General features: G+C 52.8%; 22 protein-coding genes. 15 read left to right on the forward strand and 7 right to left on the reverse strand.

Translation table 11 applies throughout. From position 1 onward, the window contains the following. Positions 1-44: 44 nt before the first annotated feature. Complete coding sequence (locus tag WFJ73_RS23745) at positions 45-755, reverse strand: SDR family NAD(P)-dependent oxidoreductase (protein ID WP_336775433.1); 711 nt, start codon at positions 753-755, stop codon at positions 45-47. A 104-nt stretch (positions 756-859) separates the two neighbouring features. On the opposite strand from WFJ73_RS23745, the gene WFJ73_RS23750 reads away from it, so the two are divergent. From WFJ73_RS23750 to WFJ73_RS23800, 11 genes are all read left to right on the forward strand, one after another. Then, positions 860-1,219, forward strand: a complete 360-nt coding sequence (locus tag WFJ73_RS23750; protein ID WP_336775434.1) for a MerR family transcriptional regulator — start codon at positions 860-862, stop codon at positions 1,217-1,219. 70 nt (positions 1,220-1,289) lie between these two features. Next, positions 1,290-1,436, forward strand: a complete 147-nt coding sequence (locus WFJ73_RS23755) for a hypothetical protein (protein WP_336775435.1) — start codon at positions 1,290-1,292, stop codon at positions 1,434-1,436. Positions 1,437-1,597: 161 nt separating this feature from the next. Further along, the gene (locus WFJ73_RS23760; RefSeq protein WP_336775436.1) at positions 1,598-1,945 is read left to right on the forward strand and encodes a VOC family protein; all 348 of its coding nucleotides are present in this window, start codon (positions 1,598-1,600) and stop codon (positions 1,943-1,945) included. 284 nt (positions 1,946-2,229) lie between these two features. After that, positions 2,230-3,081 carry a helix-turn-helix transcriptional regulator gene (locus tag WFJ73_RS23765; protein ID WP_336775437.1) on the forward strand — a complete coding sequence of 284 codons (852 nt, stop codon included), beginning with the start codon at positions 2,230-2,232 and terminating at the stop codon, positions 3,079-3,081. 63 nt (positions 3,082-3,144) lie between these two features. Beyond that, a complete protein-coding gene (locus tag WFJ73_RS23770) occupies positions 3,145-4,953 on the forward strand; it encodes a cache domain-containing sensor histidine kinase (RefSeq protein WP_336775438.1) in 1,809 nt (602 codons plus the stop codon). A gap of 1 nt (position 4,954) precedes the next feature. Beyond that, a complete protein-coding gene (locus WFJ73_RS23775; protein WP_336775439.1) occupies positions 4,955-6,601 on the forward strand; it encodes a response regulator transcription factor in 1,647 nt (548 codons plus the stop codon). 111 nt (positions 6,602-6,712) lie between these two features. Next, entirely contained in the window at positions 6,713-8,311 is a 1,599-nt protein-coding gene (locus WFJ73_RS23780) for an extracellular solute-binding protein (protein WP_336775440.1), read from the forward strand. A gap of 33 nt (positions 8,312-8,344) precedes the next feature. Continuing rightward, complete coding sequence (locus WFJ73_RS23785; RefSeq protein ID WP_336775441.1) at positions 8,345-9,307, forward strand: ABC transporter permease; 963 nt, start codon at positions 8,345-8,347, stop codon at positions 9,305-9,307. Positions 9,308-9,321: 14 nt separating this feature from the next. Continuing rightward, positions 9,322-10,209 (forward strand): carbohydrate ABC transporter permease, encoded by an 888-nt coding sequence (locus WFJ73_RS23790; RefSeq protein WP_201007840.1) that lies wholly within the window; start codon positions 9,322-9,324, stop codon positions 10,207-10,209. A gap of 35 nt (positions 10,210-10,244) precedes the next feature. Further along, positions 10,245-12,260 carry an alpha-L-arabinofuranosidase C-terminal domain-containing protein gene (locus WFJ73_RS23795; protein WP_336775442.1) on the forward strand — a complete coding sequence of 672 codons (2,016 nt, stop codon included), beginning with the start codon at positions 10,245-10,247 and terminating at the stop codon, positions 12,258-12,260. 16 nt (positions 12,261-12,276) lie between these two features. Next, positions 12,277-14,040 (forward strand): glycoside hydrolase family 2 protein, encoded by a 1,764-nt coding sequence (locus WFJ73_RS23800; RefSeq protein WP_336775443.1) that lies wholly within the window; start codon positions 12,277-12,279, stop codon positions 14,038-14,040. Positions 14,041-14,165: 125 nt separating this feature from the next. Here WFJ73_RS23800 and WFJ73_RS23805 read toward each other — a convergent pair whose 3' ends face one another. Next, a complete protein-coding gene (locus WFJ73_RS23805) occupies positions 14,166-15,701 on the reverse strand; it encodes a sulfatase family protein (protein ID WP_336775444.1) in 1,536 nt (511 codons plus the stop codon). 105 nt (positions 15,702-15,806) lie between these two features. Between WFJ73_RS23805 and WFJ73_RS23810 the strand changes: the two genes are divergently transcribed. Beyond that, positions 15,807-16,685 carry an AraC family transcriptional regulator gene (locus tag WFJ73_RS23810; protein ID WP_336775445.1) on the forward strand — a complete coding sequence of 293 codons (879 nt, stop codon included), beginning with the start codon at positions 15,807-15,809 and terminating at the stop codon, positions 16,683-16,685. Between the two features lie 87 nt (positions 16,686-16,772). Here the strand turns inward: WFJ73_RS23810 and WFJ73_RS23815 are convergent, their stop codons facing one another. From WFJ73_RS23815 to WFJ73_RS23830, 4 genes are read right to left on the reverse strand one after another with little or no spacing between them, the layout of a single operon-like run. Next, on the reverse strand, positions 16,773-17,849 hold the full coding sequence (locus WFJ73_RS23815) for an acyltransferase (RefSeq protein WP_336775446.1): 1,077 nt from the start codon (positions 17,847-17,849) through the stop codon (positions 16,773-16,775). Next, positions 17,842-18,693, reverse strand: coding sequence for a D-alanyl-D-alanine carboxypeptidase family protein (locus WFJ73_RS23820; protein WP_336775447.1), 852 nt, complete (start codon positions 18,691-18,693; stop codon positions 17,842-17,844). The genes WFJ73_RS23815 and WFJ73_RS23820 overlap by 8 nt, the downstream gene beginning before the upstream one ends. Further along, positions 18,645-19,814: an alanine racemase gene (alr, locus tag WFJ73_RS23825; RefSeq protein ID WP_336775448.1), complete on the reverse strand. Its 1,170-nt coding sequence runs from the start codon at positions 19,812-19,814 to the stop codon at positions 18,645-18,647. The genes WFJ73_RS23820 and alr overlap by 49 nt, the downstream gene beginning before the upstream one ends. A gap of 16 nt (positions 19,815-19,830) precedes the next feature. Continuing rightward, a complete protein-coding gene (locus WFJ73_RS23830; RefSeq protein WP_336775449.1) occupies positions 19,831-20,907 on the reverse strand; it encodes a D-alanine--D-alanine ligase family protein in 1,077 nt (358 codons plus the stop codon). 192 nt (positions 20,908-21,099) lie between these two features. On the opposite strand from WFJ73_RS23830, the gene WFJ73_RS23835 reads away from it, so the two are divergent. From WFJ73_RS23835 to WFJ73_RS23845, 3 genes are read left to right on the forward strand one after another with little or no spacing between them, the layout of a single operon-like run. Continuing rightward, the gene (locus WFJ73_RS23835) at positions 21,100-21,801 is read left to right on the forward strand and encodes a response regulator transcription factor (protein WP_336775450.1); all 702 of its coding nucleotides are present in this window, start codon (positions 21,100-21,102) and stop codon (positions 21,799-21,801) included. After that, positions 21,791-22,921, forward strand: coding sequence for a sensor histidine kinase (locus WFJ73_RS23840; protein WP_336775451.1), 1,131 nt, complete (start codon positions 21,791-21,793; stop codon positions 22,919-22,921). Before WFJ73_RS23835 ends, WFJ73_RS23840 begins: the two co-directional genes overlap by 11 nt. A 40-nt stretch (positions 22,922-22,961) precedes the next feature. Further along, positions 22,962-23,933 carry a Gfo/Idh/MocA family protein gene (locus tag WFJ73_RS23845; RefSeq protein WP_336775452.1) on the forward strand — a complete coding sequence of 324 codons (972 nt, stop codon included), beginning with the start codon at positions 22,962-22,964 and terminating at the stop codon, positions 23,931-23,933. A gap of 74 nt (positions 23,934-24,007) precedes the next feature. Here the strand turns inward: WFJ73_RS23845 and WFJ73_RS23850 are convergent, their stop codons facing one another. Next, positions 24,008-24,349, reverse strand: a complete 342-nt coding sequence (locus tag WFJ73_RS23850) for a nuclear transport factor 2 family protein (RefSeq protein ID WP_336775453.1) — start codon at positions 24,347-24,349, stop codon at positions 24,008-24,010.

The following is a 24,349-nucleotide window of genomic DNA, read 5'->3' on the forward strand; positions in this document are numbered from 1 at the left end:
AGCAGCCGAAGGGCTGCTGGCTTTTTTACGCATAACGAATAGGATTACCACGCGATAACGCCTTGCTCATTCAGAAATTCACCGTTGTGTCGCTTACCGTCCGTTGCGTATCCTACGATAATGGCAGCACCTTCTGCCTTCGATTTACCGCCTTCCGCATTGCCGTTCAGATCGGTTGTCGTGAAACCAGGCGTTACAGCGAATACTTGAGCACCGCTGTTTCTTAGTTCATAGGCCATCGATAAGGTCATGGCATTATTGGCCGTTTTAGACGAGTTATAATCGAAGGCGTTTAACGTGAATTCGGCGTTTTGCATATGGTTAAGGGATGCCATGTCGGTTGATACGTTGACGATCGTGCCTTCGTTATCCTTGATCAACGGAAACAAGCGTTGGTTTAAGCGATAGGTACCGAAGAAATTTACTTCAAAAGCGTTACGCAGATCTTCTTCTTTCGTATCCGTAAAGGAACTGGAAAAGGCACCTGGCATGCCTGCATTGTTAATCAGAAGCTTTAACGCCGGATATTTCGTCTTGATTATTTGCGAAGCTGTTTCAATGCTCGTCAAATCAGTCATGTCGATTTGCATCCATTCCACGTCCAATCCTTGAGCGGACAGCTCGGAAACGGCGACTTGGCCCCGCTGCGCGTCGCGGGCGCCGAGGACCACCCGCCAGCCTTTTTCGCCCAGCTGTTTGGCGATTTCAAATCCGATTCCTTTATTCGCTCCCGTTACAAGTGCGGTCTTTTTCATTAGAATCCCTCTCTCATTGATTGTTTTTCGTTTCATGATTTATAGCTTAATATGCTACACTTAGTGTAGGTCAACATCCAAAATTCTATCTATCGAGGACAAGTATGTTTACAATTGGACATGTAGCGAAGGAGACGGGATTGAATATAGGTGCAATTCGCTTCTATGAAAGAAAAGGGCTGTTGGAACCGGCCGCGCGGAACGAACAAAATAATCGACTTTATACCAAGCAAGATCTGAATTGGCTGGTTTTCATCAGATGTCTTCGCGAAACCGGAATGAGCGTGGAAGACATAAAGCAATACTATGACATGGTAAAAGCCGGAACCGCCACTCTTCCTGAAAGAATTAAGCTTATTCAAGAACAGAAGCAAAAGCTTTTGGACGATATTGAGGAGAAGAAGTCGCAGCTCACTCACTTAGAACATAAGCTTGACCGTTATTATCGCGGTGAGAATTACTAGACAGAGCCCCGGAGATACTCGAGGCTCATTTTTTTAGCTGCGGTTATCCTTGGATTATTGGAGGGAACGAATGCAAGCAGCGATAAATAGGAAACGGTGGCCTGCCATCGCGGGGGGTTGCCGTCATACCGTTGGTCTTAAGTCGGACGGCATGGCGACTGCTGAGGCAGAGACGGATAACCGACTGGAGTCGGAAGAAGACTTGAAATGTATGTGAGCGATGAGCTTCGATGCCAATCTATTTTGCGAATTTGGCGTTAACGCCAAAAGACCATCTTGATTCCATCGTGAAATATTTGGATATGAAGGCTCAACAAGCATTAGCGAAATTAAGACCAAACGGGAAATAAATCTGATGAGTGACAGGGGATAGCTACGATGATCAAAGGCTTCGGAGGAGTATTTTGGAGAACCAAAAATCTTGAAGCGGTTAAAAAATGGTACAGCGAAGTGCTGCAGCTCGAAATAGGGGATTGGAACGGGACTATGATAAAAGCCCAATCGGAAAACGAAACGATCTTCTCTTTCTTTGCCGAGGATGACCCTTATTTCCCGACAGATCAACAAGTGATGCTGAATTTCCAAGTCCATAATATGGACGAGACGATTAAGCATCTTGAACAGGTTGGCGTTCCTCTGGCAAAGGAAAAAGAGAGCAGCGAATACGGACAGTTTGTTTGGATTGAAGATCCGGATGGTCGGCTGATCGAGCTTTGGGAGAAGTAATTAACGCAAGCGATTGTTATTGAGGTTATTAATTGATGCGACTAATAGGTCCAAAGAGGTTGTTCTGATACTCAGAGCAGCCTTTTTTATTTTTAGCGCTCTCACGCCTAAGGATGATGAAGCCGTTTCAACTTGATTGCGCGCGAGTAGATGATACAAAAAATATCAATATGTCAGGTTTACGAAAATCGGATCTCATTATATGCTTAGTTATATTGAGATTATAATCTTAAAACAGAATTATCTATTGTCATTTTGTTAGCTTAAGTGAGGAGATAGCGGACATGAGGGAGTACGATTACGAATATGCGGACTTTATCTACTACACGCCAGGAGAGCTGGACAAGGCAGGACGGCTGTGGCCGGTAAGGGCGGGAAGATGTCTAGCCAAGCCCCATTATAAGGTTGGGCCAAAACGAATCGAGTGCCACAGCATTCATTTCGTGCGGGAAGGAAAGCTGCGACTCGAATATGAGGGCCGGCAGGTGGAGCTTGCAAGGGGAGACCTCTTCGTCTTATTCCCGGACCGAACGTACTATTACGACATGCTCCCGGCCGAACGCCCGCTCGAGATGCGCTGGCTGGCTATCGACGGAGACCGGGTAGAGGCACTGCTTCAACTGGCGGGTCTTACGGAGCAAGAACCATTTCGCAAAGGTACCGTATCTTCGCGGATTGAAGCTGCCGCAGACCGGGCTATCGATGCGCTGGAGCGGGTTCAGCGATGGCGGCCTGCGGTGGCCTTGGAGCTGCAAGGGCATCTGTACAGTCTGCTCTCGGCCCTGATGCTGGAAGAGGCCGGGCAAGGCCCGGAGCTTGCAAGCTGGATCCACGAATGCGCGGAGTATATGGAGCTCCATGCGACTGAAGGAATTACCGTCCAGCAGGTGGCCGAATTTGCGGGCGTACACCGCTCTTATTTTACTCAAGTCTTTACGGAAGAAATGGGGATGCCCCCGATGAAATATATGCAGAAGGTTCGGATGGAGAAGGCTAGACGCCTCTTAATCGATACCCATGCTTCGGTGACGGAGATCGGATTGTCGCTGGGATATCCGAATCTGTATACGTTCACAAGGGCCTTCAAAATGTACTTCAAGGAATCTCCGCTGGCTTTAAGAAAGGCAGAGGCTTAGCCGATTCAGTCCTGTTATTGATGTAAGCGATTGCATTAATCTCCTCAAAAGGAGTTGTCCGTAATGAAGCTGTCCACCCTTAGGCGCTGGGTATCGCCAAGCCTCAGCATTCAAGGCAAAATTTTTCTGGCGTTCAGCCTTGTCGCTCTTCTCTCTATCGTATCGATCTCCGTCATTGTCTATCTCAACATGCGGGAGACGATCAAGTCCAACGCCGTAACCTCGGTATCGGATAGTATCAGGCAAGCCGACGAGTCATTAAACATTATGCTGGAGGAGATTGACCGGCTTAATACGATTGTTGTTACGAATAAAAGCACCGTGATCGATACGTTACTCAGCCCCTCGGAGGAAATAAGCTATGAGTGGTTCCAGGAGCAGAAGCGGATTGAGGAATTCCTGTCGTCTTTAGTCGCGAACAAGCCTTATATTGCGCGGATTGCCGTCGTAGGCCTAAGCGGCAAAGTGTTTTTCACCGGCGGGCCGTGGCTGGACCGTAGCGTACTCGGAACGCCAATGATGGACTATATGCTGCGCAACGGCTCGCGTCATGCCTATTTGAAGCAGACGGGCGTCACGGAGACGATAACGGTCGGCCGCGAAATCCGCTACAACCGCCAGACGATTGGCGTGGTGATGGTCGATCTGAATTACGACTTTATCCGCAAGACATACGGCGTTAGGCCAACCGCAGACAGTATGCTGTATGTGCTTGATCAGCAGGACGAATTCGTGTACCGGTATGATCACTCGCCAAGCTTTGCGCCCTCCGATCAGAAAATCGTCGACATGAAGCGCAAATTTGCGAAGCTTGGCAAGGTTGAGGGCGATGTGGAGGAGAGGGTCATTGGCGGCAGGTCCTATATCGTGGTCAGCCGGCAATCGGACCATACGGGCTGGTCGACGCTGGCGCTTATCCCGACGGATTCGCTGCTCAGCGAATCGGCCCGCCTGCTGAAGCTGATCATTGAAGCGTCGGCGATCGTCCTGCTGGTCGTCCTCGTTGTCTCGCTCCAGGTGTCGTCGCGCATTACGATTAATATCCGGCGCTTGAAGTCCATGATGATGCTGGTGAAGGACGGCAACCTGACGTTGCCGAAGAAGGAGATCGCTGCAAAGGACGAGGTGGGGCAGCTGTACCACGTGTTTATTGGCATGGTGGAGGAGCTGAAGCGGTTATTCGAAGGGATACGCGTAAGCGAGCAGGAGAAGCGGGAGGCCGAGCTGACTGCGCTTCAGGCGCAGATACGTCCTCATTTTCTCTACAATTCTCTTAATACGATCAAATATTTGGCCAAGCTCAACGGGACTCCAAACATAGAGGAGGTATCCGGCTCATTAATCGATTTGATGCGGGGCGTGTTGGGCAACTCCAACGAGTATTTGACGGTAAGGGAGGAGCTGGATTACGTGCGCAGCTATATCTCTATCGTCAAATACAAATACATGGAGCCGATTATCGTTCACGAAGAGATTGAAGATCCGTCGTTATTAGACAGCCGTGTTCTGAAGCTAACGCTGCAGCCCATTGTGGAGAACGCGGTTCTGCATGGAATTGGCTCGCGGGAGCAAGGCGGCTTCGTCACGATACGGGTATACGAGGATAACCGCGATCTGATGATCGAAGTGACGGACAACGGTAAAGGAATGACGTCCGAGCAGATGGAGCTGCTGCTGGGCGGAACGGGCACAAAACCGACTTCTTCGCGGTTCAGCGGAATGGGCGTGCGCAACGTGCACGAGAGAATCATCCGTTCGTTTGAAGCCCCCTACGGCATCAGGCTGTACAGCGAGCCTGGCTTGTATACGAAGGTCGAAATTCGTTTTCCCAATCTGCGGGGCCGGGCAGGCGCCGACCAAGAGGTGAGCTAATATGTATCGCGTGTTATTGGTAGACGACGAGCCGCTCGTTCGCAACGATCTGCGGTCTTTATTGGATTTTCGCGCCCATGGCTTCGAGCTCTGCGGAGAGGCTCAAAGCGCGGATTCGGCATTGGACATGATTGGGGAACAACGTCCCGACGTGGCAATCCTCGACGTCAACATGCCGGGAATGAACGGCGTGGATTTGAATCGGACGATCAAGCAGCGGTATCCCGCCGTCCAGACGATTATGCTAAGCAGCTATGACGATTACGACTACGTCCGGGACTGCCTGAAGAACGGCTCGGTCGATTATTTGCTGAAGCACCGGCTGGACAAGGAAACTTTGCTGGCGATGCTTGAAAAAGCAGTCCAGGCAGGTAAAGCATCCGAAGCCGCGGGTGAAGACGACGAATCGTCCCTCTTCAATGTCGAGTTGGTCCGGAGCCAGATCGCCGATCTGGCAAGAGGCAAGGCGGAAGCCGCAAGGGAGCTTGAAGGAAGCATCAAGCGTTACGGCATGTACCCGCAGGCGGATTTGTATGCGGCAGCGGTCCTGCAGATCGTTCCTTTTCTGCTGCTGACGGAGTCCAATACCGACGTGCAGACGAACCGGCTGGTCCAGCAGGTTGTCGAGCTTATGCAGCAGAGTCTGGGAGACGCGCGAGAGCGTACGGCTGCTTACGTGGAGGAAGGGCGGATCGTCGTCGTGTTTGCCATGCGGGAGCGGAGCGAGCACGCGGCCGCAAGCGAAGCGGCCAGAAGCATGAGCAAGCTTGGCCACGCGCTCGAGATGTACTTGAACTTGAAATCGATCTTTGCGGTTGGGCATGTATGCAACAGCTTGTCGCAGCTTGGGGCAAGCTGCGCCTCCGCCGAACGGGCGCTTGATGCGACAACCCAAGCCGCTAACCCAAATGCAGAGCGCGGAAAAGGCACGCGGGAGAGCCGCGTCGCGCTTACGATCGAAGAGCAGAAGCAGCTGCTGCTTGCCATCGAGAGGCTGGACGGGCAAGGCGCGCAGCGCCTGATCGCTTCGGTATTCGAGCCGCTTCGCGGGCTTCCTTTGCATTCGCACGCGGTGCAGATGACGGTCAGCGAGCTGCTTCATATCGGCGATAAGGCGTTGAAAAAAGGGAACCGGTCCCCGATAGGGACAACGAAGGATGCGGATCGTCTGCCGTCGCGCGGCGAGCTTAACCGTCTTGGGAGCGTCGGCGAGCTGGAGAAATGGCTTCAGTCGTTCTATGGCGTCTTGCTCGTTCTGCTTAAGGAGCATCACGCGACAGGCAGCTATTCCCGCCATGTATCTCAGGCGATCGGTTTTATTCTGGAGCGGTATTCCGATATCGTGACGCTGGAGCTTGCGGCAGGCTTTATCGGCTTAAATGCCTCCTATCTGAGCCGGATCTTCAAGGACGAGACGCAGTCGACGTTCTCCGAATACGTGAACCGGGTACGGGTCGACGCGGCGCGCAGGCTGCTGGAAAGCGGCCAATATACCATCAAGCAGGTCAGCGACCAGGTGGGCTTTTCCACGCACAACTATTTCTTCAAGGTATTCAAGGAAGTGACGGGCATGACGCCGCAGGCGTATTGGAACAGTCTCGGAGACGGAAAGGCAGCGGCAAAAGAATCCGTAAAATATGTGGAGTAAATAGTCATATAAGTGTAACTCGGCGTAACCGGCCGTACTTTATAATCGAGTAACACCGGCGGTAAACGCTTACAAGTACCGGTGAATTGAAAGTCTGGAGGGTATATAAACATGCGAAAAACATGGGGGAGATATGCTTTCGCCACGATGCTTGTTACCGGATTGATCGTATCCGGCTGCAGCAACGGCGGTAACGGCAATAGCAATGACAAAGGCGGCAATACGGGGGATTCCAAATCATCGGGCTCGGCGGAGAATGCGGTAAAAACGGAAGGATTCCCGATCGTTGATACGCCGATCAAGCTGAAGATGTTTACGCGCGTCGCACCCGTAAACGGTCCGTTCAAGGACATGCCGGTCTTTCAGGATTACGAGAAGATGAGCAACATCAAGGTCGATTTTATCGAGGCGCCGACCGACGGCTTCGCGGAGAAGAAAAACCTCCTGTTCGCATCCAATGAGCTTCCCGATGCTTTGTATCGTTCGGGTCTGACGCAGCTGGAGACGGTCCGTTACGGATCTTCGGGACAACTGATTCCGCTGGAGAAATTGATTGATCAATACGCGCCGAACCTGAAGAGTCTCATGGATCAATATCCGGAGATCCGCGCGGGCATCACGACGCCGGAGGGACATATTTACGCGATTCCGGGCATTGTTACGTTAGGCTCCGCCCGGACCGACAAGAGATGGATCAACAAGGCATGGCTGGATAAGCTGGGCCTGAAGGTGCCTGAGACGACCGACGAATTGTATGAAGTGCTGAAGGCATTCCGCGACGGCGATCCGAACGGCAACGGGAAAGCGGACGAGATTCCGATGACCGCGCGTATCGGCTTGCCAATCGTCTATCAAATGGCTGGGGCATTCGGGCTTGATTCCCAGCTCGGCTACAACATTAATGTCGAGAACGATAAAGTGCATATCTGGAGCGGCGACGAGCAGTACAAAGAGCTGCTCATGTATTTGAACAAGCTCTATAAGGAGAAGCTTATCGATCCTGAGATTTTCTCCCACACGGAAGCGCAATATCTTGCCAAGCAAGGTACGGGCAATACGGGATACTTCTTCGATCAGACGAACAATAACTTCCTGACCATTCAGGATCAATATATTGGCATTGCACCTCAAGCAGGTCCTAATGGCGACCGCCTGCAAAGCCAAGTCGCTCCGGTGCCGCGCGACTACGGAGCATTCGCCATTACGTCCGTCAACAAATATCCGGAAGCGACCATGCGCTGGATCGACTACTTCTACAGCGACGAAGGCTCAACGCTGCTGCGTTTCGGCCGGGAAGGCGAGCATTACGAAATGAAGGACGGTATCCCTTACTACAAGGAAGAGCTTCTGAACGTAGCGGGCGCCCAGGCAAAAATTACGCCATACGCCGGCGGCGGCGCGCCTCATCTCATCAGCGACAAAGTAGCATCGTTCATCAACCCGCCTCAAGTACAAGAGGCTTACGAGCAGCTTGAGCCGTATTTGCCGAAAATCCGCTATGCGCCGCCGTTGTTTGACGAAGCGACTGCCCAGAAAGTTAACGTACTGCGCAATGACATCGACAAATATTTCGAAGAGCAAAGCACGAAGTTCATCGTTGGGGCGCTCAGCTTCGACAAGTGGGACGAATTCCAGTCCACGCTGAAGAAAATGAACATTGCCGATCTTGAGAAGCTTTACCAGGATGCTTATGACAAAATGGCCAAATAAATGGGATGCCGCGAAGAGAAGGAGGGGTTGCTCATGGACAGCATGATCGAGAACGCGGGGGCGGCCCCCGTTCCCGGCCGCAAGAAGAGAAGCGACGGGCTGCTGAGAAAAATGGCGAAGCGGTATGATTTGTACCTCATGCTGCTGCCGCCGCTCGCCTTTTATTTAATTTTCCATTACGGGCCGCTGTACGGCCTGCAGATCGCCTTCAAAAACTTCAATCCGGCCAAAGGCATTATCGGCAGCCCGTGGGAAGGCTTCGGCCATTTCGAACGGTTTTTCAACTCGTATTACTTCTGGCGGCTGCTGTGGAATACGGTATCCATCAACTTGTTCTCGCTCCTCATCGCCTTCCCGGTACCGATCCTGCTGGCGCTGCTCGTGAACGAAATCAAAAGCCGGGCCTACAGCAAATGGCTGCAAAATATTACGTACATCCCGCATTTTATCTCGGTTGTTGTCATCGTTGGCATTCTGAATGTGTTTCTGTCGCCGAAGACGGGACCCGTCAACCAGCTGATCGAGGCGTTTGGCGGCACGCCGATTAATTTCCTGCAGGAAGCTGCCTGGTTTAAGCCGATCTTTATCGGGTCGAACATCTGGCAAAGCATGGGCTGGCAATCCATTATCTATATCGCCGCGCTCAGCGGGGTGAACCCGCAGCTGTACGAAGCGGCCAAGATGGACGGCGCCTCGCGGCTCCGCCGCATCTGGCACGTATCGCTGCCGGGCATTATGCCGGTTATCGTCATCTTGCTCATTCTCGATATCGGCCACTTCATGAACATTGGCTTCGAGAAAATTTTGCTTATGCAGAACAACCTGAATCTGGAATCCAGCGACGTCATCTCCACGTTCGTCTATACGACGGGAATCTTGAAGGGCGAGTACAGCTACACGGCGGCCATCGGCCTGTTCAACTCGGTGATCAACCTTATGCTGCTGCTGCTCGTAAACCGTTTTGCCCGCAAGACGTCGGAGACGAGCTTATGGTAAGGAGGTAATCGCTTATGGAAAAGAGCATAAGTCCGTCGAATGAGCGTTTGTTCGACGCAGTTGTATATATCATAGCCGCCATTATTATGGTCATTGTGTTATACCCGCTGCTGTTTATTGTCAGCGCGTCGTTCAGCGACCCGGCCAAAGTATTAAACGGCGACGTGTGGTTGCTGCCGCAAGGCCTCAATGTCGAGGCTTACGCCAACATTTTGCAGAACGACAAGATCTGGACCGGCTACGGCAACTCGATTATGTATACGGTCATCGGAACCGTCATTAACATTATCATGACGATTCTTGCGGCGTATCCGCTCTCGAGACCCGATCTTCCCTTGCGCAACGGGATTATGGTCCTGATTACGATGACGATGTTTTTCAGCGGAGGTCTTATCCCGACTTATTTGCTGGTCAAAGACCTGGGCATGGTCGACACCATGTGGGCGCTGATCGTACCTGGCGCTATCGCGACGTACAATCTTATCGTTATGCGCACATATTTTCAGAACAGTATCCCTTGGGAGCTGCAGGAGGCGGCCCATATGGACGGCTGCTCCAACTGGAGACTGCTCGTCAGCATCATCCTGCCGCTCTCAAAGCCGATTCTGGCCGTCATGGTGCTGTTCTACGCGGTTGGCCACTGGAACTCGTTCTTCAACGCATTGATCTATATTCGCGATGAAGGCAAATATCCGCTTCAGCTTGTGCTCCGCGAAATCTTGCTGATCAGCCAATCCGCCCAAACTGACGGCGGAAGCGTTGGCCTGGAGAAACAAATTTTGCTGTCGGAGAGCATCAAATTCGCGGTTATCATTGTGTCCAGCCTGCCCGTGCTGGTCATGTATCCCTTTGTGCAGCGGCATTTCGTCAAAGGCGTCATGATTGGCTCCATCAAGGGATAAGGCGACTATACTAACGTTTTCTATGGAGGTTCATTTTGACTAACAAAGCTAACATAACCGTCGATTGCGCAGGAGCGAGCCGGCATGCCGTCAACCCGTACCTGTTCGGGCACTTTGTCGAAGACATCCGGGACCATATGGAAGCCATGCTGGCCTTCCCTCTCAAGGATATGGACTTCGAGAGCGAGTCTGAAACGAAGCGGGAAATATCCGGAGGCTGGCAAGCTTATACGAACGGCCGCAATACGAAATATGCATTGGAGGCGCCCGCGCCCAAGCATTCGGGACGGGCGCAGCGCATCCGCTTGTTAAGCGATGATGAGGCCTATGCCGGAATCGCGCAGAAGGCCGCCCTCAAAGGGCCTGCCGATTATAAGGTGAAAGTGGTCGCCCGCGCGTCGATTGAGCTAAAGCGGCTGGTGGTGGAAGCGGTGGACCGGCATACGGAGGAAAACCTTGGTTCAGTAGTTATCGAGCTCGCCGGTCATAACTGGCGGGAATACGAAGCGGACTTAGCCGTCTCCCGTGCTTGCGCCGACGCCGAGCTTCGCGTCTATATTCCCGGCGATCATCCGCGCTGGGCGGATCACGTGTCGACCGGCATGCTGTGGCTCGATCACGTATCCTTGCTTGCAGCCGACAGTATCGCCCTGGTGAAGCGCGAGGTCATCGACATGACGAGAGAGCTGAACGCCGGCATGATGAGACTGGCCGGTAATTACATCAGCGCCTACCATTGGGAGCATGGCGTTGGTCCCGTGCTGGAGAGACCGGTTATGTACAACGAGGCATGGGGCGGCTGGACGAGCAAATATTTTGGCACGGACGAATTTATCGCCTTCTGCCGGGAGCTTCAGGTAGAGCCTCTCATTTGCGTGAACGACGGATCCGGAACGCCCCAAGAGGCGGCGGCATGGATCGAGTATTGCAATGGCGCGGCCGATACGCCGATGGGAGCTTTGCGCGCCGCGAACGGAAATCCCGAGCCGTACGGCGTGAAATATTGGGAGATTGGCAACGAGGTATGGGGAGGGTGGCAGGTTGGGACCTGCTCCGCCGAAGAATTCGCGGCGCGCACGGTATCGTTCGCCGAAGCGATGAAAGCGGCGGACCCTTCCATCGTGCTGCTTGCCTGCGGCCATTACGACCAAGCGTGGAACAAGCCGGTGCTGGAGCAGGCCGGCGAGCTGATCGACTATTTGACCCTGCATATCTACCATGGTTACGGACCTTTCGGCATGAACAGAAGCACGCCTCCGGAGGACCGGTACAAAGCCATTGCGGCCTATCCGGAATTCACGCGGCATTACTTGCGGGAGACAACGGACAGCATTAAGGCAAATCCGAAGCATGCTCATGTCAAAATCGCTATTACCGAATACAACACGATGTATTATCCGAATACGATCCGCAAAGGGCTGCCGAACGAGCATACGCTTGGCGCGGCGGTTGCCAATGCCGCCAACCTGAACGAAATGCTTCGTTCAAGCGATATGGTGCATATCGGCAGCTTCTCCGATCTGGTCAACGGCTGGCTTGGCGGCTGCATCCGGGTGGGCGATTATTATGCCGACCAATATTGCGGCAAAGAGTCCGGCTGGAGCAATCGGCCGCTCGACGTGTACGGGACGCCAACCTACGAGGTCATGAAGCTGTACGCAAACCGCGACCTGCAGCATATGCTTGCCGTGAAGGCGGACTGTGCGACATTTGCCGTGCCGTCGCTAAAGGAGATTCCAGTAGAACTGAACGGGCTGCCGGAGCTGGACATCGCGGCGGGCATCAACGGAGCCGGCGATACCGTTACGGTATTTATCGTTAACCGCGGGCTAAACGAAGTGAATGCCGTGCTGGACTTGGCTGCCTTCGACGCGGCCGGAGAGATGGTTCTGCACGAAATTACCGGCGAAGGCTACGACGAGATCAACAGCGTTTTCGAGCCGGAGAACATCATGAGCAAGAGCCGAACCGTGCAGACAGCCGAATGGCAGCAGGGCGTTCCGCTTCGCCCGTCTTCCATCTATGCAGCGGTATTCCAAGGCAAGGCATAGGAGCAGGAGGTGCAGCATGACAACGAAATCATATAGCAAGGACTATCCCAGACCCCAGCTCGTGCGCGGCGATTGGCATAATCTGAACGGCGAATGGGACTTCCGCTTCGACGACGCAAACGCCGGCGAGCGCGGGAAGTGGCAGGCGGCATTCGAGGCAACGCACCGGATTAACGTACCGTTCACGTACGAAACCAAAGTCAGCGGTATCGGCGAGGAAAGCTTTCATCCTTATGTGTGGTATAGCAGAGAAGTCTCCGTTCCGGCGGAAGCGGCGGGCAAGCAGGCTATTCTGCATTTTCAGGCCGTGGACTATGACGCCAAAGTATGGATTAACGGCGAGCTGGCCGGGAGGCATCAAGGCGGCTATGCGGCATTCTCCGTCGACATGACGCCGTATCTGAGGTTCGGAGCCGATAACCGGATAACGGTGAAGGTAACGGACAGCAACAGCTGCTACCAGCCGAGAGGCAAGCAGCGTTGGGTGCCGGACAACTTTGAATGCTTCTACGTGCAAACGACGGGCATCTGGCAGACGGTATGGATGGAATACGTAGAGGAAGAGCGGCTGGAGTCGGTCAAAATAACGCCGGATCTCGACCGCCATGTCGTTCGGTTCGATTACGAGGTAAACGGTGTCCGGCCCGGAGGCGATCTTCTGCTGGAGGCCATCGTCACATTCAAGGGGCAGCCCGTGAAGCGGGTTGCGCTGGGGATTGATCGCCCGTGCCTCTCGGTTGAGGTTGATCTTCACCATGAAGCAAACGGCCCGTGGAAAAGGGCGTATTGGACTCCGGCCCGTCCGAACTTGTACGATGTGGAGTTCGTACTGACCTCGGGCGGGCGTGTCGTCGACCGTACGCTTTCTTATTTCGGCATGCGGAAAATATCCATTGAGAACGGCAAGGTACTGCTCAACAACGCGCCGATCTACCAACGGCTTATTTTGGACCAGGGCTATTGGACGGACAGCCATCTGACGCCGCCAAGCGAAGAAGCGTTGATAGAGGATATAGACCTGATCCTGGCGATGGGTTACAACGGCGTGCGCAAGCATATGAAGATTGAGGATGCCCGTTTTCTCTATTGGTGCGACGTAAAGGGGCTGCTCGTTTGGTCGGAGATGGCGGCGACATTCGAGTTCCATGACCGCGCGGTCGAGGCCTTCACGAAGGAATGGCTGGAAATTATCAAGCAGCAGCATAACCATCCGAGCATCATTACGTGGGTGCCGTTCAACGAGTCGTGGGGGATTGGAAATATCCTTCGCGACAAGCGGCAGCAGAAGTTTACGGAGGGCATCTACCATCTCACGAAGTCGTTTGATCCGAATCGCCCGGTTATCGTCAACGACGGCTGGGAGCATACCGTATCGGATATCGTGACGCTGCATGATTACGTCCAGACCGGAGACGGCTTCCTGAAGCGTTACCGGGATAACAAGGAGGCTATCATGTCGCGAGAGACGACCTGCAACCATTGGAAATATGCCTTTGCCGAGGGCTACGGCTACCGGGGACAGCCGATTATCATCAGCGAGTTCGGCGGCATTGCGTTCCAGTCGGACAAGGGCTGGGGCTATGGGGAGCAGGTGGATTCGGTCGAAGCCTTCACGGAGCGCTTCAAGGGGCTTACGCAAGCCATCAAGTCCGTCGATTATATTTGCGGCTATTGCTATACGCAGGTGGCCGACGTGCAGCAGGAGATCAACGGTCTGCTTACGGAGGATCGCAAGCCGAAGATTCCGCTGGAAGAGATTCGGGCGATTAACTTGGGTTGATCTGCCTCCGCGAAAATAACGATAGAAACCGGGTCTGCAGCGTGCAGGCGCGGTTTCTTTTCGACGTCGTACAAAAGGGCTATTCCAAGTCATTTTATGACCGGGATAGCCCTTGTTCATTGCGCCTACGCGCCCGAGATGCGCGGCATCGGCATCGGTTCCTTGCCAAGCTCCGCCCAGATGTACTTGAGCAGCAGCTCGGATTTCAGCGCCGCGTATGCCGGATCGTCCCACAAGTTGTTAAGCTCGCCTGGGTCATCCTGGAAATCGAAGATTTCGCCGTAGGTCTGGTTGTAATAGACCGTGATTTTGTAACGCTGGTCGACGTACGTTTTCTGATGAATGGTTGTTGGCTCATGACGGAATTCGCAGATGGCATGATCTCTGGCAGCGGGTGCCTTGCCTTTCCATACCTCGCTTTGATCGACGCCGGTCATTGCATGCGGGACCGGAATGCCGCTGAGCGACAGGAACGTTGGCGCAAGGTCAACCAGCGATTGGATCGCGTCTGACGTTACTCCCGCCGGAACCTGCCTTGGATAACGCACGATAAACGGCAGGCGAATCAGGTCCTCGTAATGGAAGCCGCCTTTGGCCTGCAGACCATGCTGGCCGAAGAAATGGCCATGGTCCGTCGTAAAGACGACGACCGTATTGTCCGCGATGCCAAGCTCTTCGAGCTTGTCGAGGATGGTGCCGATATATTTGTCCATCATGCTGATCATGCCGTAATAGACGGCAACCAGCTTCTTCTTATCGTAGTCGGTTAGCTTCTTTTTCTCCCCGTATTCATAGTAATGGTGCGAACGGTAACCGTGAATGCCGTTACCGGATTCCGCCCAAGGAGAGAAGTCTGGATTATCCTCTTGCGTGAGGCCGAAATGAGGCGGGTTTTGGTCGTGCTCGCCTGGCACGATATCCGGAATCGTCAGGGAATCGGGATCGTACATCGTATCCCATGGCTCCGGCACCAGATATTCCGGATGCGGGTCGAAGAAGCTTGACCAGAGGAAGAACGGTTTGTCTTCTTCGGCGTATTGCTCCATAAGCGCGTTCGTTCGCTCCGCGATCCAGGTGTTGTAATGATATTTTTCGGGAATCGGCCATTTGTATGTGATAGCGGGATCCATGCTGCCTGTTGGAGGAAGGAAATAATCCCGCCAATTGGAGCAGCCTTTCTCTTCCATCCATAAGGCATAATGCTGGCCTACATGAGCTTCGTTGGTATGATTGCGCGTTAGCTCGACATGCTCGAAGCCGTAGAAAGGACCGTTGAATTGCTTCCATTTCTCCAAATCCTGCAGGACCGGGTAAGCCTCAAGCGACGGGTATTCCTCCGTTGAAGACAGCGGCTGAAAATGGGCTTTGCCAACCAGCGCGGTTTTGTAGCCGGCAGAATTAAAATCTTCCCCGACGAAGTGCCGGTCTTCCAGAAGCTTGGTTCCGAGCGTCCAAGCGCCGTGCTGGCTTGGGTATTGGCCCGTAATAATGGATGCACGACTTGGCGTGCAGGTCGGATTCGGACAGTAGGCTCTCGTAAAGGTTGTGCCGGACCGAATAAGCCGGTCTAAATTGGGCGTGCTTAATTCGTTATTGAAATAACCTAGTGTATTCCAATGCTGCTGATCGCTTGTAATCAACAAAATGTTTGGTTTTTTCAAGAGAAAATCGCCTCCATGCCAATCATTGTAATAGATATGAGGCAGTCGTAAAATAGCATCATGTATGGTTGATTTACCAATTTGTCAGGTAGGGGGCGGATTGTGATGAATAGCAATAGTTCGGTAGGCTTCGAAACCGCCGAGTTTCTGTTCCATGCGATAAGCGAGCTGGACAAGCAATGCTCGATATGGCCCGTAAGAGGGGGGCTGACGGAGACCAGGCAAGGTTACAGTGCCGGACCCAAAAGGATTGAGAGTTATAGCCTGCATATCGTAAAGGAAGGCTTCGTTCGGGTAGAGTGGGATGCGGATAATAGCGTAACGCTGTCGGCAGGGGATCTGTTCTGCTTGTTCCCTGCGCGTACCTATACGTACTATGCGATCGAAGGGGAAAAGCCGCCCCGGATGAGCTGGATTGTGATGGATGGCCCACGCGCAGCAGAGATGCTGGCGCTTACCGGCATCAGTTACGAAAGGCCGTTTCTGGAGAAGGGATGGACGCAAGAGGCAGAGCGGTCGCTTCTTGGCTTGCTTGATCTGATGCGGAGCGGGGAGACGGAGAGCGCCCATGTTCGGTCGCTTGAAATGCAAAGCCTGCTGTACCGTCTATTGGCAGCCTTATGCCGGACGGTTCCACTTGCGTATGCCCTGAATGCCACGGATTGGGTCAAGCAAAGCCTGTCCTATATCCGGCAGCATGCCACGGAAGGCATCACCGTCCAGCAGGCAGCCAAGGCAGCGGGAATGAACCGGACGTATTACTCCGTTGCTTTCGCGGAAAAGGTTGGAATGCCGCCAAGCGATTTCATTACGCAGGTACGGATGGAATCCGCCAAGCGGCTTCTTGCGGAGACGGATGCCTCCATTACGGAGGTCGCTTATACGACCGGCTATTCCTCTTTGTATGCTTTTACGCGAACGTTTAAAAATCGTATTGGGGAAACGCCAACTGCCTACCGGGAAGCGATTTGGAAACGAATATAGTCCAATAAGCCTACGCCACATACTTGTTGTCCACAGTTATTCACAAAGTTATACACATATTAAGAGCGCTTTCTATCGGACAACTGTTCATTTTCGAAGTGTTATCCACTTGTCCACAGGAGTTGTTATCCACATCCGCATAGGAGCTTTGAGCTTCCCGATGATTGCCAACAGCCATACGCTAAACGCGGACAACCCAATCGACAGCAGACAGACCGCGGCGAAATGAAGCAGACTATTCGAGATAAATATCCGCTCTAGATGCACGGCTTCGGCAGCTCCGCGGACAAGCACGATAGCCAAGGGATGCAGTATATATACCCATGTCCGCCACTCCCGGAACCTTTTGCTGGCCGGAACCTTCCACTGCATGGACCATTGGAATAAGAAATAGGTAGCGGGAATCGTAAACACATACATGCTGTCATGCCGCGGAATTCCCGACGAGTGCAGAAGTATCCCTTCGGCGAACATAAGTCCAAGCGATCCCGCAAACATAGCCGCGCTTACGATTGGCTTTCGGGCCGGAGGAGGCTGCTTGGCTGACCAAGCTCCCATTGCCAAATAAAGAGGGGCATAGAACAGTCCGTTGCGGGTGTAATCAAACACCTTAAACATCCCTTCGTAGATAGAGGTCAGCTCTTTACTGTTTTGCAGGATGCCAAAGTAGCTGTCTCCAAGCAGCCCGATGATGTACAAGAGCCCGGCCGAAGCCAGCACCGCCTTCATCGGCATGAACCGCACCATTGTACAAGTTATCAACAGGCCGATCATTAACGCCGGCAAATACCATAGGTGATAAAAGGTTCCGTCGAACACGATGTCTTTGATGACGGAATACGTCGTTAAGGAATCGGAGAAATAACCGGTATATAGGTTCAGCGGAATGTACAGGACAATGGCAATGGCGTAGAGCTTTACAATTTTCAGCAGGTAGCCTTGAACAGCTTTTCGATCCGTTAACGGATTGCCGGACAGCTTGCGGAACAATAGGAATCCGGCTGTCATAAAAAAGACGGGAACGGCAATACGCGTAAGCAGATTGCTTACAAGAAAATCGGCGGCAGCGCTGTATGATAGAAGCGGGCTGGTATGATTGGCAACAACGAGCAGAGCGGCTGCGAATTTGAGCCAATCGAGTCCGCCATATCCCGTTCTAGACATGGGATCGCCTGCTTTTATCCCTAAACGCGGTCACGATAAAACCGTCAACGTTATTCCCTGACAAGTTGAAGCGGTCGCATGGGATAAGGGGAATTGACGTCGAAGCTCCTGCGTCTGCCGCCACGTAATAGATTTCAACAAATGAACGATCGTCCTCGAATAAAAAATGTTCATTGTTGTAGGTGTAGCTTCTAAGCGCGTCGATATATTCCTCCAGGCACCAATCGTTCCGCTCCATAATGTCTGCATGGGGATAACCGATGTAACGGAAATGCCAAGGCTCGCACGAGATTTGAGTGAGGGCTTCCTTGCCTTCCTTGTAACGCTGAATGAAACCAAAGCTTGCTGCAAGCTGCTTAAAGGACTTATAGACATCCGTGTCCGGGAACGCCGGTGCGATAAAATCAATCTCTTTGCTGAGCCGGCCAACGTCGATAGCCAGCCCCGTTTGGTGCTCGCTCCGGTCGGGCAATGCGACATAACGTGCCGTGTAATCCGCGCCGTTGTCCGCTAAGGAGGAGCTGTAAATCTGTTCCTGGTCATTTTTGGTCCGATAGCCGCTAACCGCGATAATATCGTCCATCCCTTGGCTGGCCTCAAGAAGCTCGGCCAACTGGCGTAAGCAGGTTCGCTCTAACCTCATGCCATCCTTCAGCGTATGGATAGCCGGGATCGAACGGATTGGCGCTAAACGGTCCGAAGAAGGGATTTGCCGTATGGGATTCTCCCGATTAATCAAGACCAGATGTCCTTTGTGAACACCGGAATTGGCGGTTTGAATGGTTGTGTGAAACGTTATATGACGGCCTGGCTGATGTCGTCCGGCCAAGTTGTTTTGTCCCATCTTGTACGTACCTCCTCGATATCTTTATAGGTTCTCGCAACTCTTGTTCCCAGCGAAGTGGAGACTTCCTGCGCAACGCTTCCGATATGGGCGGCAAGCTCGGCAAATGTAATACGCTGCCCGCCTTGAGCACCAATCAAGGTAACCGGCGTGCCTTCCGCGTAAGGGGCCGGAAGCTTGATCATCAGCTGATCCATGCAGATTTTGCCCACAATGGGAGCGCGATGGCCGCCAATGAGCACATCCGTACCTTGCATCCGCTGCGCCCAGCCGTCGGCATAACCGATAGGCACCGTTCCGATCCATTCCTCCTCTTCGGCCCGGTAAGAATTGTCGTAGCCGAGATATTCTCCCGCAGCGAGCTTCTTCACTTGAATCAGGCGGCTATGAAGACTTAAGGCCGGCTCCAGCTTAACCGGACAAGCAAGCTTAGCAGGGTAAAAGCCGTACATCGCCGCTCCGATCCGGACCATATCCATCGCCAGATGAGGAAATCTCAGCGCCGCTACGCTACCCGCGCAATGATAATGACGGATGACGAGTCCTGAAGCGCGTGCCCATTCCTTCATATCGAGGAATCGGGCAGTCTGCTGCTCGAGAAAGCGGGTATCCTCTTGCCCGGCCGTAGCAAAATGCGTATAGAAACCGTCCACGTCAACATCTTCATTCTGCAGCCATGGAACAAGCTCATCCCATTCTTGCTTGGTCCGGATACCGATTCGCCCAAGCCCCGTATCCATTTTCACATGAACCCGAAGCTTGCCTGCGGGGCAAGGCTTAAAGTCCCGCATCTCGGAAAACCATTTGGCGCTTGTTACGGTTAAGGAGAGATTATGCCTCAGAGCCAATTGCACAAGCTCCGGCCCGATAGGCGTTAATACGAGAATCGGCAGCTTTACTCCGGCATCGCGCAGCCGAATCGCTTCTTCCAGGTAAGCAACCGCCAAATAATCCGCGCCGGCCCTCATCGCGGCCATGGCCGACTCGATGTCTCCATGCCCGTAGCCGTTCGCCTTCACGACAGCCATCAGCTTCACCGTACCGGGAAGAGACCGGCGAATGTTCAGCATATTCTCCCGAATACGGCTCAAACTAATTTCAGCCCAAGTGTCTCTTAACATATGACTCTCACCTCGCTTATTTCGTATATTGAATCTTTTGTTTATCTTGGTGACGGGCAATGGCATGCCCGATTAATTGTTCGATCAGCTCGGAATAGGACGTTCCGTTCGTGCGTTCCCACATAACCGGGTACATACTGAAATTCGTAAATCCGGGCAGCGCGTTTATCTCGTTCAGGTACAGTTGACCTTCTCCGTCAAGGAAGAAGTCGACGCGGGCAAGGCCTTCGCAGCCATGAGCTTGATAGGCGCGGATTGCCAGCTCCCGAATTCGCGGAGTCAGGCCGTCCGCCAGCTTGGCGGGAATTTGCATGGTAAGCCGCTTGTCCATGTATTTGGATTCGTAATCGAAGAAAACATGATCATGAATGAACTCGCCGGGCAGCGAGGCAAGAGGCTTCTCATTGCCGATAACGGCGACTTGAATTTCTCTGCCGCTCACTTCGCGTTCGATAACAAGCTTTTTATCGTAAGAGAAGGCTTCATGGATACCGGCGAGGAGCTCTCCGCGGTTCGTGCATCTGCTGATGCCGATACTGGAGCCAAGGGAAGCAGGCTTCACGTAACACGGATATCCAATGGCATCTTCCAACCTGCGCAATACGGCTGCCTGATCCGTTGTCCACTCCTCATGGCGGTACACCCGATATTCCGTCTGATTAATGCCGGCTTGGGCCAGCATCTGCTTCGACATCGCCTTGTCCAAGGTTAATGCGGCAGCCAGCACGCCATTGCCTACATAAGGAACGTTCAACAGCTCCAGCAGGCCTTGTACCGTACCGTCTTCTCCATTGGGACCATGAAGAAGCGGCAAGACGACTTTTGGACCGGGAAGGGCCATAATGCCCGACAGAATCTCACCGATGGAATGGGCAGGATCAGGAAACGCTGGCTGAGCAATCAGCCGTTCAATCGACAACTCATCCTTGGCAAGATGACCCGGCGTGCACCACAAGCCTTCGCGGGTAATGTAGACGGGATAAACCTCGTAGCGGCTTTCGTCAATGGATTGAAGGACGGTGACGGCCGTTTTTAACGACACTTCATGTTCGACGGATTTGCCGCCGTATAGCACGTATAGCTTTGTTTTCATCTATTTCTACCTCCGGGTATATTCTTGTCCGTTGCTCTATATCCAAGATAACGCGCCGGGCCGTTGAGGTTCGTAAGACATCCTAAAGGAAACCTTAAGAATTTCTTATTTGTGATTGAAGGCTGTCCGCTCCGTAGAATATTTCTGATACACTATAGCCACATTCATTAACCAAATAGACGGGGAGATCTCATGAATACCATTCAAATTCTGATCGCGGACGATGACCTGGAAATCGCGGAGCTGATCAAAATCTATCTGACCAACGAAGGATATCAGGTGCTTATTGCGGGCAACGGCCGGGAGGCCATGGAGCTAATCGCCAAGGAATCCTTCCAATTAATGATTCTCGACGTCATGATGCCGGAGATGAACGGCCTGGAGGTTGTCCGGGCGGTACGCGCGGAGTATGGCATTCCGATCTTGATGCTGAGTGCCAAAGCGGAGGACATGGACAAAATCATGGGGCTGACGACAGGCGCCGACGATTACATGGTGAAACCGTTTAACGCGCTGGAGCTGATTGCCCGGGTGAAGTCGCTGCTCCGCAGGTCCATTTATTTGAATCCTCAGCTTCAAACGGCGCAGGATCAGGACATCATCCAGCTTCATTCCCTGAAAATAAGCAAGAAATCGCATACCGTAACGGTGGAGGATCGGGGGATTAATCTGACGTCAACGGAGTTTGATATTTTGTACTTGCTGGCGAGCCATCCCGGGCAGGTATTTAGCGCGGAGGCAATCTTTGAAGCGGTGTGGAAGGACAGGTTCCTGGAATCCAACAACACCGTGATGGTGCATATAAGCAAGCTTCGGGATAAATTGGAGAGCGAGCTGGGCGGCGTTAAGCTGATTCAGACCGTGTGGGGAGTAGGGTACAAAATTGAGCCGTAAACCGTGGAAAAGCCTTCGTTTTAAAATGCTGTATCTGTTCGGGCTAAGCGCGCTTGCCTCGTTCTTCACGACGGGGCTGCTATATCTGGCCGCGATCGCCGCGTACAGCAGCGATATGTTTTATCTTTCCCCTCTGCTGAGGGAGGTCTTTGATAAGTTTGGAATTTTAACGTCGTATATTACCGTCACCCTTGTCTTTTTTTTCATCTATTTCTTCGCTTTAAGCCGTTCGACAATCCGTTACTTAATGAGAATCTCGCAAGGAATCGAACGGATTGCCGGCGGGGATTTCGAATCCCGGCTGCCGGTGCGAGGCGGGGACGAGCTTGGAGCGTTGGCGGAAAATATCAATAAAATGACGGCTCAGCTTAAGTTCTCCATCGAGGAGGAGCGGCGCACGGAACGGACAAAAGCCGAGCTTGTGACCAACGTATCCCACGATTTGCGCACGCCTCTAACGTCTATTGTCGGGTACCTGGGCCTGATCGAAGAAGACCGTTACCGGGATGAGGTGGAACTAAGGCATTACGTTCAAATCGCTTATGAGAAATCGACTCGTCTGAAGACGATGATCGACGATTTGTTCGAATATACGAGGACAAGCGGCGGAATAGGGCTTCGGCTGTCCCCCATCAATCTGGTAGAGATGATTGGCCAGTTGGCGGCCCAATTCCGCTTGCAATTCGAGCAGGCGGAGATGCAATGCCGGTTGGCTCTTCCGGATCATTCGATCCTCGTCGATGCGGACGGAGACAAGCTTGTCCGGGTGTTCGAGAATCTGGTCGTTAACGCCATTCAATACGGAAAAGAGGGCAGGCAGATCGATATCTCGGTATGGAGCGAGAGGGGGCTGGCCGTCGTGGAAATTGCGAATTACGGAGAGCCCTTGCCGGCTTCGGTAATTCCCCTATTGTTCGAACGGTTCTATCGCGGCGAGCAGTCCCGTTCCCAGAATACCGGCGGTTCAGGTCTAGGTCTCGCGATCGCCAAGAACATTGTCGAACTGCATCATGGCATGATTTCCGCGGCGAGTGCCGAAGGGAAAACCTCTTTTAAGGTCGAGCTTCCGCTTGGCGGCAAAGATCTCCTTGACATCCATAGGGACGCAGGTAAACATTAGGGGGAAGGCATAAAACTACGACGTTAGGTGGGAATGTAGAGTGACTCTTCGAATTGGTATTGCGGGAACGGGCTGGTTTGGACGGATGCATGCGGAAAAGCTTGCTGCGATGGAAGGGGTAAGCGTCAGCGCGTTTTGCGGGACAAGCCTCGATAAGGCGGAAACGGCAGCAAGGCCTTATAGCGACGCTCGCGGTTACGACACGATTGAAGCGATGCTTGAGGACCGCAAGCTGGATGCGGTATATATTTGTACGCCGCCGTTTGCTCATGGCGAGATTGAATTAGCGCTTGCGGAGAGGGGGATTCCTTTCCTCGTCGAAAAGCCGATTGGCGTAGACGAGGAGACACCGTCCCGGATCCGTCAGGTGATTGCAGATAAAGGACTTATTACGTCGGTTGGTTATCATTTCCGTTATATGGACAGCACAAACCACGCGAAGGAGCTTCTTGCGGACCGCACGCCGCTAATGGCTTTGGGTCAATGGATGGGCTCGATGCCGGGCGTATACTGGTGGCGCAAGATGGAGACTTCCGGCGGACAGTTCGTGGAGCAGACGACGCATATCGTGGATTTGACCCGTTATTTGCTTGGCGAAGTCAATGAAGTCTATGCGGCGTTCGGCAGCAGACATATGGCTCAGGTGGAAGAGGGCGTTACGGTGCCTGATGTGGGTACGGTAACGATCAAGCTGGCGAGCGGGGCCGTTGCAACGATCAGCAATACATGCGCGATTCCGGCTGGGGGCCATGCCGGACTTCAAATCTACACAAATACGGGCGTACTGCAGGTTACGGGCGAAGCTCTTGTCGATATCGAAGCCGATAAGAAGACCGAGTACAGATCCTCGAACAATCCGTACGTACGGGAGAATGAAGCTTTCCTTCATGCCGTCAGAACAGGCGACAGAAGCCAGATTCTGTCCACTTACGAGGATGCTTGGGAGACGCATCGCGTAACGATGGCAGCCAATGAATCCGCAAGAACGGGCCTGCCTGTTAAGCTGAGATAACTTTTCGAACAACATGCAAACGACCGCTCGTCTGATCCTATCAGGCAAGCGGTCGTTTATTTGCATTAATGGGATTAAGGGAAAGAAATATGCAGTTCCTTGATCTTATCGTTGGCAATAAGGAATTCATGCTTCATGAGGAGTGGATCGGGCAGATTCGTTTTATCAAATTCGCCGTCTACGGCGACCGTAATGATATAACGGTTATCTTGCTCCTTGGCATCCTTCATTTCAAATCGAACCTTCGGTTCGAAAATTTCCGTTTTGCTCCACTTGGCAATAGCCTTCCCGCCGACATATTCCTTCTTCATGACGAGAACATGGGACTGCTCATCAAACGCTTCTAGAAAACGTTCCGGTTCCTGTTCATTCACCGCATTGAAATAATTAGCTACAGCAACAGGCACTATGATCAT

Source organism: Paenibacillus sp. MMO-58 (genome assembly GCF_037146255.1).
GTDB lineage: Bacteria > Bacillota > Bacilli > Paenibacillales > Paenibacillaceae > Pristimantibacillus.

Coding starts and splice junctions, on each gene's coding strand:
- WFJ73_RS23745 (WP_336775433.1), bottom strand. CDS start 755: ATGAAAAAGACCGCACTTGTAACGGGAGCGAATAAAGGAATCGGATTT.
- WFJ73_RS23750 (WP_336775434.1), top strand. CDS start 860: ATGTTTACAATTGGACATGTAGCGAAGGAGACGGGATTGAATATAGGT.
- WFJ73_RS23755 (WP_336775435.1), top strand. CDS start 1,290: ATGCAAGCAGCGATAAATAGGAAACGGTGGCCTGCCATCGCGGGGGGT.
- WFJ73_RS23760 (WP_336775436.1), top strand. CDS start 1,598: ATGATCAAAGGCTTCGGAGGAGTATTTTGGAGAACCAAAAATCTTGAA.
- WFJ73_RS23765 (WP_336775437.1), top strand. CDS start 2,230: ATGAGGGAGTACGATTACGAATATGCGGACTTTATCTACTACACGCCA.
- WFJ73_RS23770 (WP_336775438.1), top strand. CDS start 3,145: ATGAAGCTGTCCACCCTTAGGCGCTGGGTATCGCCAAGCCTCAGCATT.
- WFJ73_RS23775 (WP_336775439.1), top strand. CDS start 4,955: ATGTATCGCGTGTTATTGGTAGACGACGAGCCGCTCGTTCGCAACGAT.
- WFJ73_RS23780 (WP_336775440.1), top strand. CDS start 6,713: ATGCGAAAAACATGGGGGAGATATGCTTTCGCCACGATGCTTGTTACC.
- WFJ73_RS23785 (WP_336775441.1), top strand. CDS start 8,345: ATGGACAGCATGATCGAGAACGCGGGGGCGGCCCCCGTTCCCGGCCGC.
- WFJ73_RS23790 (WP_201007840.1), top strand. CDS start 9,322: ATGGAAAAGAGCATAAGTCCGTCGAATGAGCGTTTGTTCGACGCAGTT.
- WFJ73_RS23800 (WP_336775443.1), top strand. CDS start 12,277: ATGACAACGAAATCATATAGCAAGGACTATCCCAGACCCCAGCTCGTG.
- WFJ73_RS23810 (WP_336775445.1), top strand. CDS start 15,807: ATGAATAGCAATAGTTCGGTAGGCTTCGAAACCGCCGAGTTTCTGTTC.
- WFJ73_RS23815 (WP_336775446.1), bottom strand. CDS start 17,849: ATGTCTAGAACGGGATATGGCGGACTCGATTGGCTCAAATTCGCAGCC.
- WFJ73_RS23820 (WP_336775447.1), bottom strand. CDS start 18,693: ATGGGACAAAACAACTTGGCCGGACGACATCAGCCAGGCCGTCATATA.
- alr (WP_336775448.1), bottom strand. CDS start 19,814: ATGTTAAGAGACACTTGGGCTGAAATTAGTTTGAGCCGTATTCGGGAG.
- WFJ73_RS23830 (WP_336775449.1), bottom strand. CDS start 20,907: ATGAAAACAAAGCTATACGTGCTATACGGCGGCAAATCCGTCGAACAT.
- WFJ73_RS23835 (WP_336775450.1), top strand. CDS start 21,100: ATGAATACCATTCAAATTCTGATCGCGGACGATGACCTGGAAATCGCG.
- WFJ73_RS23850 (WP_336775453.1), bottom strand. CDS start 24,349: ATGATCATAGTGCCTGTTGCTGTAGCTAATTATTTCAATGCGGTGAAT.